Raw genomic sequence first — 14121 nt, forward strand, 5'->3', positions numbered from 1 at the left:
TGCTGCATTATTGTTAAATAATTAGGGAAGCCCATGCTAAATTGGATTTTTGGTGATAATAACCTCACTCTGCGGGAAATATGTTTAGATAACGAATTGTCGACGACCAAGAAAATACAAAAAATAACAAAGTACCTCGCCAATGGCGGTGATATTAATTTTATTGATCCCGATACTTCCCCCTGTAATGTGTTAGTCCCGCTTTCTCGTAGTCCTGAATCCGACCTCGAATTGATACAATATCTGCTGGATAATGGCGCTCAAATTGAATGTAATGGTTTTAGTGCCTTACACTCTGCACTTGAATTTAATAATCCTGAATTGGTAAAGCTCTACCTCAAGGCTGGCGCTAATCTTTACTACCAAAATCAATATAATAACTGCTGGTTAAACTACTTATACCACCCTAACCCACAATATATTTATCAAGATAATCAGCGCATCGCTATGCTAGATCTGCTGCTGGAGCAGGGACTGGATATCAATCATTCGGTGAGTTTTTGGACCAATGGCGAGTTAAATCATCCCTTAGAAATCCTTTATGCAGATCGCAGTAAAGAAGTCTTTTTACATATTATTAATAAAGACATTTATTTGGACATTGGCCAATTAAGCCTGATAGAAGAGATTATTCTTTCCAGCGATTTTTGGGGAGTTGAAACCTTCGAACCATTAGTAAAACGCTATCCTGAGTATAAAAAGTCTCGTTATATTATGGCCAACGATAGCAGCTTTTGGGATGACGCCAATTTACTCGAACTCTGTGTCTACGCAAAAGCGCAAGAATACACTGAATATCTGCTAGATCATTATTCGCAGCTCAAGGCCGACTCCCACGCGAAAAGTTTGCTCTATGCGGCATTGACCTCAGAATTTGACCTCAGCATTATCGAAAAATTGATTAAGGCGACCGTCGATATCAATCGCATCTATAGGATGACACCGCCTGATGCCGACCATTCACCCGTGCTCAACCAATTTATTGATAACGCCCAATTTACCGATGTGAATAAACGGGAGTATATCTACCAAGCACTAGAGCTGTTGCTCAAATATGGCGCGAATCCAAATTCCGTGTTTATGAATGCGGGTAAACCCTACGAAATGTTGGCCTGGTCGAACTTGCGACTATTGGTTTATCCAATGGTCGAGAAGAAAACCTTTCTACCGGAGTTTCTCGACCTCTTCATAAAATATGGTATGGATATCAATAAAAAATTTGGTGCGGTGGATGAACCAAGCTTGCTGACTATTTGCCAACGTGGTTCGGGTAAAGAAGATCAAGCCACACTTATCCAAGTGATGGAATATCTGCTCACCAAAGGACTCGATTTAAGCCTTACCAATATCTACAACACTAACTATGTGTCCGCTGCGGCCATCGCCTGTCGAACCCAAGTACTTGAATGGCTGATTAACCAAGGCGGAGATATTTTCACCCATTGCGGTCACGATAATTCGCCCATATTGCACAAGGCGATTTCGACCTACTGGTGGGATCAAATCACTGGCCCGATGCGGCGTAATACCGTGGAACGATTACTGCGCCACGGAGCCAAAATTGAAGAATTCTCAGTAGATGAACAATTTACACCACTGATGTGTGCCTGCTATTACGGCGCACAATCCTGTGCTGAAGTGTTACTCGAACATGGCGCCAACCCCAATGCCATCAATGCCGAAGACACCACCCCCGCCCTTTGCGCCGTGATGGGCGGCAGTTCTATTGAGTTTCCTCGCTTTGAGTCAACGGCGGTGCGGATCTTAAGACTGTTGCAGCAATATGGCGCTGACTTAACCGTAACTAATAGTGTCGGTAATAGCCCGCTAAGCGTGACGATGGAGCAGGAATATAAAGAGATTTTCGAAGTACTACTGCAAATCGTCCCCTACAGTGAGTCCCAACTTGAGCAAGCTCTGAGTAAAGCTCAACCACAAAGTTATTTCCAACGTCGGCTATTACAGAAGCTAGGGCGTGAAATCCCAGCAGCACCCACAGTTATCGACCATAACGTAGCGAAGCCAGAAGTCGCATCGCTTACGCTTGAATGTGGCACAACCCATGTGGAGGCACCAAAACATGCACATACTCATAAAACTAGATTAGAGGTCAGTGATGCGGCGGTGGATAGAAGCAAAATCCCGACGCTGTTTGATCTCAAAAACAGAGTGCTGCATTTCTTTAAGCCGATAGCCAGCGATCCAAGCATCACGGCTCAACAGTTAAACTCGGTTAAAGAACAGGTCGAACTATTGATTGAAAAGCTCGACAACTTTAGCTTTTTCCGCAATCAAGCGACAAAAGCCGAATTTGAAGAAGGGGTTCAGGACTATCTCGATGAAATGGTTGATGAAATCAACAAGGTTATCGGGGATGATTATCCCGCACTTACCGAAGCCTTAGTCGATTCTGTTTGGACAATTTTGCAATACTTTAGGGTTGAAATTGAAATCGAAACCGCGCTAAGAAAGCGCTTTTGGTAACAGTTAGCACCTTAGCTAGCAACCCAAGATAAAGCCCCTTTTATATCGTCACTTAAAGGGGCTTTATGCTTTCGAAGTTAGGCCTACCTTCGCACCTGCACACTTGGATGGCTATTAGCCAACATAATGGCAAGTCTTAAGCCTTAAAAGCTTTAGCAAGCAACTGACTACGAATGATTTGGCGTATTTGATTATGCAGTTCAAATACCCGGTTACGGTCGTTAAGGTTTAAGGAGAGGTTTTCCAGCATGACTAAGTCCAGATTAAATTCAGGATAATGTAGCGTCATCGACATATAACCCGAAACATACCCCGTATGGCTATATTCGACCAAGTCATTGTCCTTATTGATCCTTATCCCATAACCATAGCGCATATTCGGCCACAAAAATGGCAACTCGATATACGCAGTGGTCATCCGCTGATAACTTTCAGGGCTTAACAACTTGCCAGCATGTAATTGCTGCTGAAAGTCGGCATAAGTAGCCGTCGAGGCAATTAATCCCCCTGCGGGCAATAACGCTTCATCAATCACCAGCTCAGCAGGGGCAATCACTTCGCCTTCCTGCAATCCCACCGCCAAGCTAGGCACTTTGGCTTGAATCGCCTCAAGACTTCCCTGCTCGGCACTTAAGCCATTAAGTTGATATCGCGCAGCAAATTGTGTCACCTGCTCGGTAAAGGATTGATGATTCACCTTCTCGAGCACTTGCCCAAGCAGTGAATAACCCAAATTAGAGTATTCAAATTGGCTACCCGGCTCGAAGCGATTGGCCTGTCCAATGCTGGCAACACCCGATGTATGGTTCAGCAGTTGGTGCAAAGTAATGCGCTCATCATAACGGTTGGGATTCAAATCCCCCACATGAGTGCCCGCATCAATGGCTTTTAGCGCCTTAGATTCCGCGTCAAGACCGCCAAAAAGGTAATGATTTAGCGTTTGATTTAAATCGAGTTTTCCCGCATCGAGTGCTTGCAACACTAGCGTTGCGGTAATTTGTTTCGAGAGCGATGCCATCACAAAACGCGAATCTTGATTGATACCTTCACCCTTTTGTAATTCAAGCAGTGGTTTCCCCTCTTCAAGCAGAATAACGCTACCACTAAATGGCTGCGGCGAATCCATTATCGCCGCTTGGATTAAGCTCTTAATCTCCCCAAGCTTAGATGCTGAAGATGCAGTTTGGCTTTCAAGCTTAACTGACTGACCGCCTTGCACGCTTTCCGACACAATCGCAGTTTCAAGCGACTCGCCAACACTATTGGCACTTGGGAGTAATAACAGCCCCGATAGCAGGGAGCCAATAACACTCAAACGCATGGGTTATCCTTAACTTAATTAGCAAATACTGCCTGATTAGAAAGCGGCCAGCTTATCACAAGCACACCTTAAGTGTGACTTGAGGTTTGGAGTGCCAGTTAGGAAGCAATTGATAATTCGTTATAACACCACAACAGCAATAATTACCGCACCCAACATATATAAACCCGCTGTGAGTGATATCGATTTTAGCGGGCTAAACTCTTCAACCTCCAATGTTTGTATCTCTTCAATTTTGACTTCTTTTCCTTCTCCCTCAATCTGCTGATCAGTCACTCTTTCGACGGTAAATTCCACCTGTTTACCCGATACAGTGGTGACTTTGACTTTTTCGCCGATATAACTGGGTGCCGATTGAGCGTCTAATTTAACTTCATTGAGTGAAGAACATGCACTAAGGGAGAAACTGATAAGTAATGCTATGGCTAGCCTTTTCAAACGAACCTCCTATCCTACAAACGGTTGAATCCATGATTAAATAATACCTATAGGCATAAGTACTTAGATAAGACGATTCAACTTACGAAATTCCGCTCGTAAACTAAAGAAACTTAAGCTGAATTGACTAAGGTTAAATCTTTTGACTGAGGTTCAAGTAATAAATCTATTGAGACACCCATTGTTAAATTTTACAAAGAAAAGACAAATTTGAGGCATATTCAAGCTAAGAGGATACGCTGTGGTCAGCAGGATTAAGCGCAGATATGGAAGTGGCCGTCCGTGACATGGATGTCACGGTCGAGCATACATGGACGTACTTGCTGCGTGTCACTGGAATGGCTGTGCTTAATCACTAAGTTTATCGAGATATAAATGAATATCTTTTGTAAGACAAGGCAATAACCTGACTACCAGAAGTTTTTGGCCTTCGTTTGAGGCTCAACAATTTGGCATGGTGGGTTTCATATGCCGTCTTACACCACTGAAAGTCAGCGTATGCTGGGCTATTTAATCCGCCATAGTGGAAAATCTTTTAGCTAGATATCAAAAGCCCTATAAAAAAAATCGCGTTAGACTCAGCTGTACTAGCCCTGCCTAACGCGATTTTCTATTCAACTTACCGCTTAATCACCAAAGTCATCGAGCAGGATATTTTCAGGTTCGACCCCTAGGCTTTCGAGCATACGGATCACCGAGGAGTTCATGATTGGAGGACCACACATGTAATACTCGCAATCCTCTGGTGCCTTATGATGTTTAAGGTAATTTTCGTAAATCACATTATGGATAAAGCCGGTGTAACCGGTCCAGTTATCCTCTGGTAACGGCTCCGAAAGTGCCACATGCCAGACAAAGTTGTCATTTTCAGCCGCTAATGCATCGAAATCTTCTTGGTAAAATACCTCACGGGTTGAGCGGGCGCCGTACCAGAAGCTCATCTTACGCTTGGTCTTTTTACTCTTGAGCTGATCGAAAATATGCGAGCGCATCGGTGCCATACCCGCACCACCGCCGATAAAGACCATTTCCGCATCGGTTTCTTTCACAAAGAACTCGCCGAATGGGCCAGAGATGGTCACCTTATCCCCCGTCTTAAGGTTAAAGATGTAAGAAGACATCTTACCCGGTGGCACATTGGCCGATGGTGGCGTGGCAATCCGCACGTTAAGCATAATGCGGCCCTTTTCATCGGGATAGTTCGCCATCGAATAGGCGCGCAGCACATCTTCATTCACGGTGGAGACTAAGTCGAACAGGCCGTATTTTTCCCAATCGTCGCGGTACTTAGCCGGAATATCAAAGTCGGCGTATTTCACCACATGGGCAGGCGCTTCAATTTGAATATAGCCCCCCGCCTTAAAGTGTACGTCTTCACCTTCGGGCAGTTTTAGCAGTAACTCTTTGATAAAGGTGGCCTTGTTATCGTTTGAGATCACCTCACATTGCCACTTCTTCACGCCGAATATTTCTTCCTCTAGCTCAAGTTCCATATCGGTTTTCACCGCCACTTGGCAGGCGAGACGACAGCCTTCTTTGGCTTCTTTTTTAGTGATATGCCCTTGTTCTGTTGGCAGAATATCACCACCGCCCGATTTGACCTTCACTCGGCACTGGCCGCAGGTCCCGCCGCCGCCACAGGCCGAGGGAATAAAAATATTCTTACTCGCTAAAGCGCCAAGCAGTTTGTCGCCCGCGGCAACTTTAATGCTTTTCTCGGCATCGTCGTTAATCCCGATAGTGATCTCACCGGTAGTCACTAATTTCTTTTTGGCGATAAGGATTACTATCACCAGTAGGCACACCACTAAGGTGAACATGCCTATGCCTATTGCCATTTCCATTCGATAACCCTTTTTCTAAACAGAATGCGGTTTCACTTTCTCAGTCACGCGTTACAGCGAGATCCCCGAGAAAGACATAAAGCCAAGTGCCATCAACCCTGTGGTAATAAAGGTGATACCAATCCCCTGTAAGCCTTCGGGAATCGCATGAAACTTCATCCGCTCACGCAGCCCGGCCAGCATCACAATCGCCAGCGCCCAACCCGTGCCCGACCCCATGGCAAACACCGCCGATTCGGCAAAGTTGTAATCACGGTTAGCCATAAAGATCACCCCGGCAAAAATCGCGCAGTTTACGGTGAGCAGTGGCAGGAAGATCCCGAGGGAGTCATACAGGCTTGGAATGTATTTATCTAAAAACATTTCAAGGATTTGCACTAAGGCCGCGATCACACCGATAAAGGTGATCAGTTGCAGGTAACTTAAGTCGATGCCAGGCATGCCCGCCCACGCCAATGCGCCCGGTGCTAACACCTTCACATAGATCAGTTGGTTTAAAGGCACGGCTAAGGTCATCACCACGATAACCGCCACGCCTAAGCCGAAGGCGGTCGACACCTTTTTAGACACGGCTAAGAAGGTACACATACCGAGGAAGAACGACAGCGCCATGTTGTCTAAGAATGTGGCCTGTAAAAACAGATTAATATAGTGTTCCATATCCGCTCCTTAACCGCGTTTACGCTGGATCACGTTAATGGTCCAGATCAGCAGGCCAATCAGGAAGAAGGCGCTTGGGGGCAACTTAAACATCTCATTGGGTAAGTACCAGCCGCCGTTTTCAACCGTAGTCAACACGCTATGCCCAAACAGATTGCCCGTGCCTAACAACTCACGCACAAAGGCCACACTGATCAGCACCAAGCCATAACCCGCCGCGTTACCTACGGCATCGACCACGGCTAAGTGAGGTGGATACTTCATCGCAAAGGCTTCTGCGCGACCCATGATGATACAGTTAGTGATAATTAACCCAACGAATACAGAGAGTTGCTTAGATAGCTCGTAAGCCACATCCTGCAATACCATGTCGACAATAATCACCAAGGAGGCAATGACCGTCATCTGGGCAATAATCCGCACACTGTTAGGGATAAAGTTGCGAATGGCGGAGATGATAAGGTTTGAGAACACCAGTACGAAGGTCACCGCCAGTGTCATCACCACGGCCGTCTGCATGGAGTTACTCACCGCCAGCGCCGAACATACGCCCAGCACTTGCATCGCCACTGGGTTATTGGCAAATACAGGGCCTGCTAGCATGTCCCGCATGGATAAACTGTTGCTCATTTTGCACCTCCCAACTCACCTTGTTCAGCCGATGCTTTTAATTGGTTGAAGAAGGTTTGGAAACCCTCGACGCCAAACCAAAACTCCATTGCACGCTGCACGCCACGGCCGGTCATGGTCGCGCCACTCACAGCATCAACACCGTGGATATCACCCTCTTTGGCGCCGCCTTTCACGAGGCGCATCGCAAACTTGCCTTTTTCATCAAAGAGTTGTTTACCCTTCCACAGGGATAACCAATGTGGGTCAGTCACAAAGTCACCGATACCAGGGGTTTCACCGTGCTCGTAAACCACCATGCCTTTAATCGTATTAAAGTCAGGCTCGACGGCCACGTAACCGTAGATCATCGACCACAGTCCTTTACCGTAGAAAGGCACGACCACGCTGGATAACTTGCCGCTGTCATCGAACACCTTAAACACGCGGGCATCGTTGGCGCGGGTCTTGATTTTGGCGATATCCTTTTTAGGGGCGCTTGAGGTTTCTGGGTTAATCGCCGCCATGCGCTCGTCAAAGTCGAGTACATTGGCATCAGAGTCCACTTTGCCTGTGTCGAGATTAATCAATAATGGCTTAACGGATTTAGTAAAAATCTCTCTAAACTCATTGCCTTGTCCAATATTTACATCGGCCGCCATCAACACATAACGTTGTAACTCATCGCGTTTTTTTGCGAGCTTACGCTCTTTCAACACGCCTGCGGTGCCAGTAATCATAAAGGAGCACAAAAGGCAGAGCGTGATGGTGAAGATCATGGTCCCCACCACAGTATCTTTCTTAAATACCATGACGTTTTACTCTCCGTTTGATGTTGGCACGGGCCACCAGATAATCGAACAGCGGTGCCCACAGGTTGGCGAACAGGATGGCTAACATCACGCCTTCTGGCATTTTGGGGTTAGCCACACGGATAAGGATTGTCATAAAACCAATCAAGGCGCCGTAGGCAAACTTGCCTTGGCGGGTATAAGAAGTCGTTACAGGATCGGTCGCCATAAACATCATTGCGATAGCAAAGCCGCCCGTGACTAAGTGCCATGTCCAAGGCATTGCCATCATCTGGTTAGTGCTTGAACCAATCACATTGAACAAGGTTGCAGTGGCAATCATGCCCAACATCACGCCCACCACGATGCGCCAGTCGGCTAAACGGGTGATAAGCAGCAATAACCCACCGAGCAACACAGCAAGTGTGCTGGTTTCACCAATCGCGCCCACGGTAAAGCCGAAGAAATTATTCCACCAGTTAGGATCGCTAAAGGCGCTGTACCAAGCGTAATCAGCAAATTGCAGCTTACCGGCTGCGGCTTGCGCTAAGGCAGTCGCGCCTGAAAAGCCATCTACAGCAACCAGTTGTTTAACGGTTGACACTTCAGAAGGATAGGCAAAATAGATAAACGCCAAACCTGCTAATGCGGGGTTAAGGAAGTTATATCCCATGCCACCAAACAGCTCTTTGGCAATCACCACCCCAAAGCTAATCCCCATTACCACCAACCAGAGTGGAATCGAAACAGGTAAAATCAGCGTAAATAACAAGGCAGTGACGAAGAAGCCTTCGTGCAATTCTTGGCGACGCACCTTGGCAAACACCACTTCCCAGAACAGGCTGGTCAGCAAGGCCGTTAAGTAAATCGGCAGATAAAAACTTAAGCCATAGAGGAACAGGCCAATCACGCCCGTCTCGGCACTTAAGCCACCACTTAGGGCATTAAACAGCGCGAGTTTCCAGGTTTCTGGCGTCGTTAGGCCACTTGCTAGTGCGAGCTGAGCCTGTAAGCCTACGTTATATAAGCCAAATAAAATGGCGGGTAATAAACAAAGGCCCACTAAGGTCATGGTACGTTTTACGTCAATGGCGTCACGTACGTGTACTTGTCCTTTAGTGCTGCGACCACTGGCGATCACCAATGAGCGCACAAAGCCCTTCATCGATTTACCCGTGGCGTAATACTCTTGCTGCAAATCAGGGGCGTCCTGTAAATCAGGTTTTTTAGGTTGTGTCGTCATTAACCTTCCCTCTCAATAACATCTAGACAGGCACGTAACTCTTTACCGAAGTCATACTTGCCGGGGCACACAAAGGTACACAGGGCTAAATCTTCTTCATCTAACTCCAATGCGCCTAACGCTTGTGCTTCGTCGGTATCTCGCACCACTAAGTCACGCACTAGCAGAGTGGGTAAAATATCTAAAGGCATTACGCGATCGAGCTGACCAAAGGCCATCATGGCGCGGTGAGAACCGCCCTGATGCGTGGTAAATTCGAAGGATTTGGTCAGGCCAAATAAACGGGAAGTCACCGCACGGGTGATAGAAAACTTGTCCGAACCGCCACGCACCCAAGGCAATACTTGGTGCTGCGCATCTTCGGCGAGAACCGATACTTGGTTGTGGAAGCGACCTAAAAAGTCATGTACGCCCCTCGCGGTATGGCCTGATAACACTGAGCCTGATACCACACGGTTGTTACCGGGTTTCACTTCGTCAGCCACTAAGGCGCTCAGCTCTGCCCCTAACTGAGTGCGCAGTAAACGCGGGTTAAGCACGCTCGGGCCACCCAGCGCCACAACGCGGTCGGTATAAAGCTCACCGGTTTGGAACAGCTTGCCGTAGGCGATAACGTCTTGATAGCCGATATGCCACACCTGACGTTCAATGCTGACGGGTAAGGTAAAGTGAATGTGAGTCCCGGCTAATCCGGCGGGATGTACCCCAGTAAAACGGCGCACTTGCACTTTAGGTAAGTCGGCGCCGACTAAGGTCTCACCCTTATCTTGGCAGAGGTAAACCTTGCCTTCGGTTAAATGGCTCAGTACCGCTAAGCCCGCCTTAAAGGCGTCGCTCTGCTCGGCAATAATCAATCGAGGATCGGCGGCGAGTGGATTGGTATCCATCGCCGTCACGAAAATGCCTGCGGGTTTGGTATCGAGTGCGGGAACGCGGGAGAAAGGGCGGGTACGCAGCGCCGTCCACAGGCCGCTCTTAACCAGTTGCGCTTTAACCACATCCGCAGATAAGGCCTGCAAATCGGTGTGAATGTCGAAACGGATCTGCTCATCGGCGTCTAAGCCATTGCAGCGGATCACCACGGATTGCAACACCCGACGTTCACCACGGTGGATTGCAACAATCTCACCACTGGCAGGAGCGGTAAACAGCACGCCCTTTGTTTTTTTATCTTCAAACAAAGGTTGGCCTTTTTTGACCTTATCGCCGACTTCCACCAACATAGTCGGTTTTAAGCCAACATACTCCTCACCCAACAAGGCCACTTGGGATGGCCTGTTACCGGGTTCGATGATCTGCCTAGGCTCACCCGAAATCGGCAAGTCGAGGCCTTTTTTGATCGTTATAACTTGGTTTGAAAAATCTGCCATCACAAATATCAACCATGAAAATTTTTAGATAAATTTAGGGTAGATGTTTGTAAACAGATAATCCGATATTGGCGTCACATTCCGCCGCAATTTCGTAAGTAATATACGTAAATTCGCGCCATTTTGTGACATAGATTCACATCAATTGCAGCACAAAATTGCAAATGTAGTTTTATAACAAATAATTCATAATTCCTGTGTTTCTGATTTAGTTACGACTTAACTAGATAAAAACTGACAAAAATCTCTCCTTTCAGCCAAAATTTTTGACAAAGGCGTAAAACACTAAGTTGGTGGCGAGTTCGTGTGCAATCCACTGTGCCAGCCCCGCAACTTCACTGCGGTTCCCGACTTTCGAGCGTTGGTTATTTTTACTGCAGTAAAATGTTTGACGCCCTATTAACCTTTGCTTTACAGCAAAAGCTTGATAGCCTCGGACTAAGATAGTTTCCGTAGGAGAAATAGATGGAATACAGACGCATACCGCATTCTAATCTCGAGGTGAGCAAAATCTGTTTAGGCACTATGACTTGGGGTGAACAAAATACCCAAGCCGAAGCCTTCGCACAGCTAGACTACGCCATCGGCAGTGGCATCAACTTTATTGACACTGCGGAAATGTACCCTGTGCCGCCCAAGCCGGAAACCCAAGGGGAAACCGAGCGTATTTTGGGCCAATACATTAAAGCCCGTGGCAACCGTGATGACCTAGTGATCGCCACTAAGATTGCCGCACCGGGTGGTAAGAGTGACTATATTCGCAAGAATATGGCGCTGGACTGGAACAATATCCACCAAGCGGTCGATGCCTCACTCGAACGCCTACAAATCGATACTATCGATCTCTACCAAGTACATTGGCCGGATCGCAATACCAACTTCTTCGGGGAATTATTTTACGACGAGCAAGAGATTGAGCAGCAAACGCCAATCCTCGAAACCCTTGAAGCCCTCGCCGAAGTCATTCGCCAAGGTAAAGTGCGCTATATCGGTGTGTCGAACGAAACCCCTTGGGGACTGATGAAGTACCTGCAACTGGCGGAAAAACATGGTCTGCCGCGCATTGTGACAGTGCAAAACCCCTATAACCTGCTCAACCGCAGCTTTGAGGTCGGCATGAGTGAAATCAGCCACCGCGAAGAGTTGCCACTGCTGGCCTACTCGCCCTTGGCCTTTGGTGCTTTGAGCGGCAAATATTGCAATAACCAATGGCCAGAAGGTGCGCGCTTAACCCTGTTTAAACGCTTCGCCCGTTACACAGGCTCGCAAATGGCACTCGATGCCACGGCTGCCTACGTAGACTTAGCCCGCGAGTTTAATCTCTCACCCGCGCAAATGGCGTTAGCCTTTGTTAACTCACGTAAATTTGTTGGCTCAAACATCATTGGCGCCACCGATTTATACCAGCTGAAAGAGAATATCGACAGCTTAAAAGTCAGCCTCTCCCCCGAGTTACTCAGCCGTCTAAATGCCCTCTCAGATCAATTTAGATTGCCCTGCCCTTAGCTCTTAGCTCTTTGCTCTAAAAAGAGAACGCTAACAATGAGCTGTTACATTGCGTTTTTAAATAAGCCTCTAAAGTGAGTGGCCAAAGTGCCACTCACTTGAGTCACAGATTGATTGTCCATCGCAGCGGTACCCTAACCGCAGCGATAGCCATACAATAGCGATTTATCAGACAGTAAAAGTCGAGCACTCAAGATGAAACAGGCCATTGTCCATATCGCACTCGTTGTAAGAGATTACGATGAGGCGATTGATTTTTATGTCAATAAACTCAAATTCGAGTTGATTGAAGACAGCTATCAACCCGAGCAAGATAAGCGTTGGGTCGTGGTAGCCCCACCCAATTCCAGTGGCACCGCCTTATTGTTAGCCAAGGCCTCTAAACCAGAGCAAGCACCCTTTATCGGGAATCAGGCTGGCGGCCGAGTGTTTCTATTTTTAAATACCGATGATTTTTGGCGCGATTATCACTATATGCAGTCCATTGGGATCCGCTTTATTCGTGAGCCGCAGGAGCAGGATTACGGCACCGTTGCCGTGTTCGAGGACCTCTATGGCAACCGTTGGGATTTATTGCAATTGAGCCCGAATCATCCCATGGCCAAAAGATGCCAATAACAGTGTAAAAGACTTAGCCGATAGCCAAGTAAAAAACACAATAAGCGTTCACTAAGTGATGCTGCGAGTACCAGCCAAGTGCTTATCTCATTGAATAAACTATTGAATCAACCACTCCGCTCAATGATAATCAGCTTGGCGATTTAATCGCGTTATTTCTCACTTAGGAGTTGAAATGGATTTCCCTCAGTTTACTTATCACCCTCATCCCCTTGATACTGGCGCCGTGATCGCAAGCGATGCGACCTGCGAATGCTGCGGCCAAGCACGGGGATTTATCTGCAGCTCAGGAATGTATTGCAGGGACAATATTGAAGCGATTTGCCCTTGGTGCGTTGCCGATGGTAGCGCCGCAGACAAATTTAATGGCCATTTTGTCGACGATTACCCACTGCTCGACGCGGGGCTGGATCTCGCCATCGTGAAGGAAGTGGCGGAAAGAACACCGGGGTATGTCTCATGGCAACAGGAAGTCTGGCAATCCCACTGTAATGATGCCTGCGAGTTTCATGGCGATGCCGAACTCACTGATTTACAAGCCTTGCAGGGCGAAGCATTAGAAGACTTTTTAGCCGAATACATGCCCAACCATGACCTATGGCAAAAACTCTTGTCTAGCTACCAAAAGGGTGGCAATCCGGCCATCTACAAGTTTAAGTGCCGCCACTGCCAGCAAGCGATTTTTACCTTAGATTGCCACTGAGCCAGTTTTATAACTAAAAGTTAACTAGACTCGGTCAATGTAAATCAATTAAGGTCAGTTTGTGGATTAGATAAGGCTAAAGCGAATTGGCCTGCATCAGCGACTCAGGTTGCCTGACGCAGGCGCAGGCTTTAGCTCATTTCAACAGGGATATGCGCTTCCCGATACGACTAACGGCTGAACCTTAACCAATAACAATAATGGCTTATCATCAATTTCGGACTCATAAAAAGTGGCCTTGGTTGCTGCTCAGTGTATGGCTACTGGTTACCCAGTGCTTTGCGCTGACCCATTACACCGAACACAGTCTGGAACATGAACACACCCATTGTATTGTCTGCGATTTTGGCCATGATATCAGTGCAAGTCCGGCATCTATGCCCGTGCTACCGCTGGATTTGCAACACGCCGATCATCGCGCCACTGCCACCTATCAAGCCCCCAGCTTAGCCCACATTCGCCATGTTGATGCGCGCGCCCCTCCCTTTTAGAAAGCAAATTCAAAAACTTAAACATTAATTTTTTTGCTTATCT

Annotated in this window: 13 protein-coding genes; 5 read left to right on the forward strand and 8 right to left on the reverse strand. The window is 47.2% G+C overall.

Annotated features, from left to right (window positions below; translation table 11 throughout):
• The first annotated feature begins 33 nt into the window (after positions 1-33).
• Complete coding sequence (locus L2713_RS08120) at positions 34-2484, forward strand: ankyrin repeat domain-containing protein (protein WP_248967546.1); 2451 nt, start codon at positions 34-36, stop codon at positions 2482-2484.
• A gap of 136 nt (positions 2485-2620) precedes the next feature.
• On the opposite strand, the gene L2713_RS08125 is transcribed toward L2713_RS08120, so the two are convergent.
• From L2713_RS08125 to L2713_RS08160, 8 genes are all read right to left on the reverse strand, one after another.
• Positions 2621-3805: a serine hydrolase domain-containing protein gene (locus L2713_RS08125; RefSeq protein WP_248967547.1), complete on the reverse strand. Its 1185-nt coding sequence runs from the start codon at positions 3803-3805 to the stop codon at positions 2621-2623.
• A 120-nt stretch (positions 3806-3925) separates the two neighbouring features.
• Positions 3926-4243: a putative periplasmic lipoprotein gene (locus L2713_RS08130; protein WP_011718170.1), complete on the reverse strand. Its 318-nt coding sequence runs from the start codon at positions 4241-4243 to the stop codon at positions 3926-3928.
• Positions 4244-4869: 626 nt separating this feature from the next.
• Positions 4870-6087 (reverse strand): NADH:ubiquinone reductase (Na(+)-transporting) subunit F, encoded by a 1218-nt coding sequence (gene nqrF / locus L2713_RS08135; RefSeq protein WP_248967548.1) that lies wholly within the window; start codon positions 6085-6087, stop codon positions 4870-4872.
• Between the two features lie 51 nt (positions 6088-6138).
• Complete coding sequence (gene nqrE, locus L2713_RS08140; protein ID WP_011621548.1) at positions 6139-6747, reverse strand: NADH:ubiquinone reductase (Na(+)-transporting) subunit E; 609 nt, start codon at positions 6745-6747, stop codon at positions 6139-6141.
• A gap of 9 nt (positions 6748-6756) precedes the next feature.
• On the reverse strand, positions 6757-7377 hold the full coding sequence (locus L2713_RS08145) for an NADH:ubiquinone reductase (Na(+)-transporting) subunit D (protein ID WP_011621547.1): 621 nt from the start codon (positions 7375-7377) through the stop codon (positions 6757-6759).
• Positions 7374-8168, reverse strand: coding sequence for a Na(+)-translocating NADH-quinone reductase subunit C (locus L2713_RS08150; protein ID WP_248967549.1), 795 nt, complete (start codon positions 8166-8168; stop codon positions 7374-7376). The genes L2713_RS08145 and L2713_RS08150 overlap by 4 nt, the downstream gene beginning before the upstream one ends.
• On the reverse strand, positions 8158-9390 hold the full coding sequence (locus L2713_RS08155; RefSeq protein ID WP_126511856.1) for an NADH:ubiquinone reductase (Na(+)-transporting) subunit B: 1233 nt from the start codon (positions 9388-9390) through the stop codon (positions 8158-8160). Before L2713_RS08155 ends, L2713_RS08150 begins: the two co-directional genes overlap by 11 nt.
• Positions 9390-10760, reverse strand: a complete 1371-nt coding sequence (locus L2713_RS08160; protein WP_248967550.1) for a Na(+)-translocating NADH-quinone reductase subunit A — start codon at positions 10758-10760, stop codon at positions 9390-9392. Before L2713_RS08160 ends, L2713_RS08155 begins: the two co-directional genes overlap by 1 nt.
• A 465-nt stretch (positions 10761-11225) precedes the next feature.
• Here L2713_RS08160 and L2713_RS08165 point away from each other — a divergent pair, with 465 nt between their 5' ends.
• From L2713_RS08165 to L2713_RS08180, 4 genes are all read left to right on the forward strand, one after another.
• Positions 11226-12266 (forward strand): NADP(H)-dependent aldo-keto reductase, encoded by a 1041-nt coding sequence (locus L2713_RS08165; RefSeq protein ID WP_011718176.1) that lies wholly within the window; start codon positions 11226-11228, stop codon positions 12264-12266.
• 195 nt (positions 12267-12461) lie between these two features.
• Positions 12462-12884 (forward strand): VOC family protein, encoded by a 423-nt coding sequence (locus L2713_RS08170; protein ID WP_109286537.1) that lies wholly within the window; start codon positions 12462-12464, stop codon positions 12882-12884.
• 175 nt (positions 12885-13059) lie between these two features.
• Positions 13060-13587, forward strand: coding sequence for a CbrC family protein (locus tag L2713_RS08175; RefSeq protein WP_248967551.1), 528 nt, complete (start codon positions 13060-13062; stop codon positions 13585-13587).
• 242 nt (positions 13588-13829) lie between these two features.
• A complete protein-coding gene (locus L2713_RS08180; protein ID WP_248967552.1) occupies positions 13830-14078 on the forward strand; it encodes a hypothetical protein in 249 nt (82 codons plus the stop codon).
• The last annotated feature ends 43 nt before the right edge of the window (positions 14079-14121 follow it).

The sequence above is a fragment of the Shewanella seohaensis genome, from assembly GCF_023283775.1.
GTDB classification, from domain to species: domain Bacteria; phylum Pseudomonadota; class Gammaproteobacteria; order Enterobacterales; family Shewanellaceae; genus Shewanella; species Shewanella seohaensis.

Excerpts from the sequence above, each read along its gene's own strand:
- L2713_RS08120 (WP_248967546.1), top strand. The coding sequence starts at position 34 with ATGCTAAATTGGATTTTTGGTGATAATAACCTCACTCTGCGGGAAATA.
- L2713_RS08125 (WP_248967547.1), bottom strand. The coding sequence starts at position 3,805 with ATGCGTTTGAGTGTTATTGGCTCCCTGCTATCGGGGCTGTTATTACTC.
- nqrF (WP_248967548.1), bottom strand. The coding sequence starts at position 6,087 with ATGGAAATGGCAATAGGCATAGGCATGTTCACCTTAGTGGTGTGCCTA.
- nqrE (WP_011621548.1), bottom strand. The coding sequence starts at position 6,747 with ATGGAACACTATATTAATCTGTTTTTACAGGCCACATTCTTAGACAAC.
- L2713_RS08145 (WP_011621547.1), bottom strand. The coding sequence starts at position 7,377 with ATGAGCAACAGTTTATCCATGCGGGACATGCTAGCAGGCCCTGTATTT.
- L2713_RS08150 (WP_248967549.1), bottom strand. The coding sequence starts at position 8,168 with ATGGTATTTAAGAAAGATACTGTGGTGGGGACCATGATCTTCACCATC.
- L2713_RS08155 (WP_126511856.1), bottom strand. The coding sequence starts at position 9,390 with ATGACGACACAACCTAAAAAACCTGATTTACAGGACGCCCCTGATTTG.
- L2713_RS08160 (WP_248967550.1), bottom strand. The coding sequence starts at position 10,760 with ATGGCAGATTTTTCAAACCAAGTTATAACGATCAAAAAAGGCCTCGAC.
- L2713_RS08165 (WP_011718176.1), top strand. The coding sequence starts at position 11,226 with ATGGAATACAGACGCATACCGCATTCTAATCTCGAGGTGAGCAAAATC.
- L2713_RS08170 (WP_109286537.1), top strand. The coding sequence starts at position 12,462 with ATGAAACAGGCCATTGTCCATATCGCACTCGTTGTAAGAGATTACGAT.
- L2713_RS08175 (WP_248967551.1), top strand. The coding sequence starts at position 13,060 with ATGGATTTCCCTCAGTTTACTTATCACCCTCATCCCCTTGATACTGGC.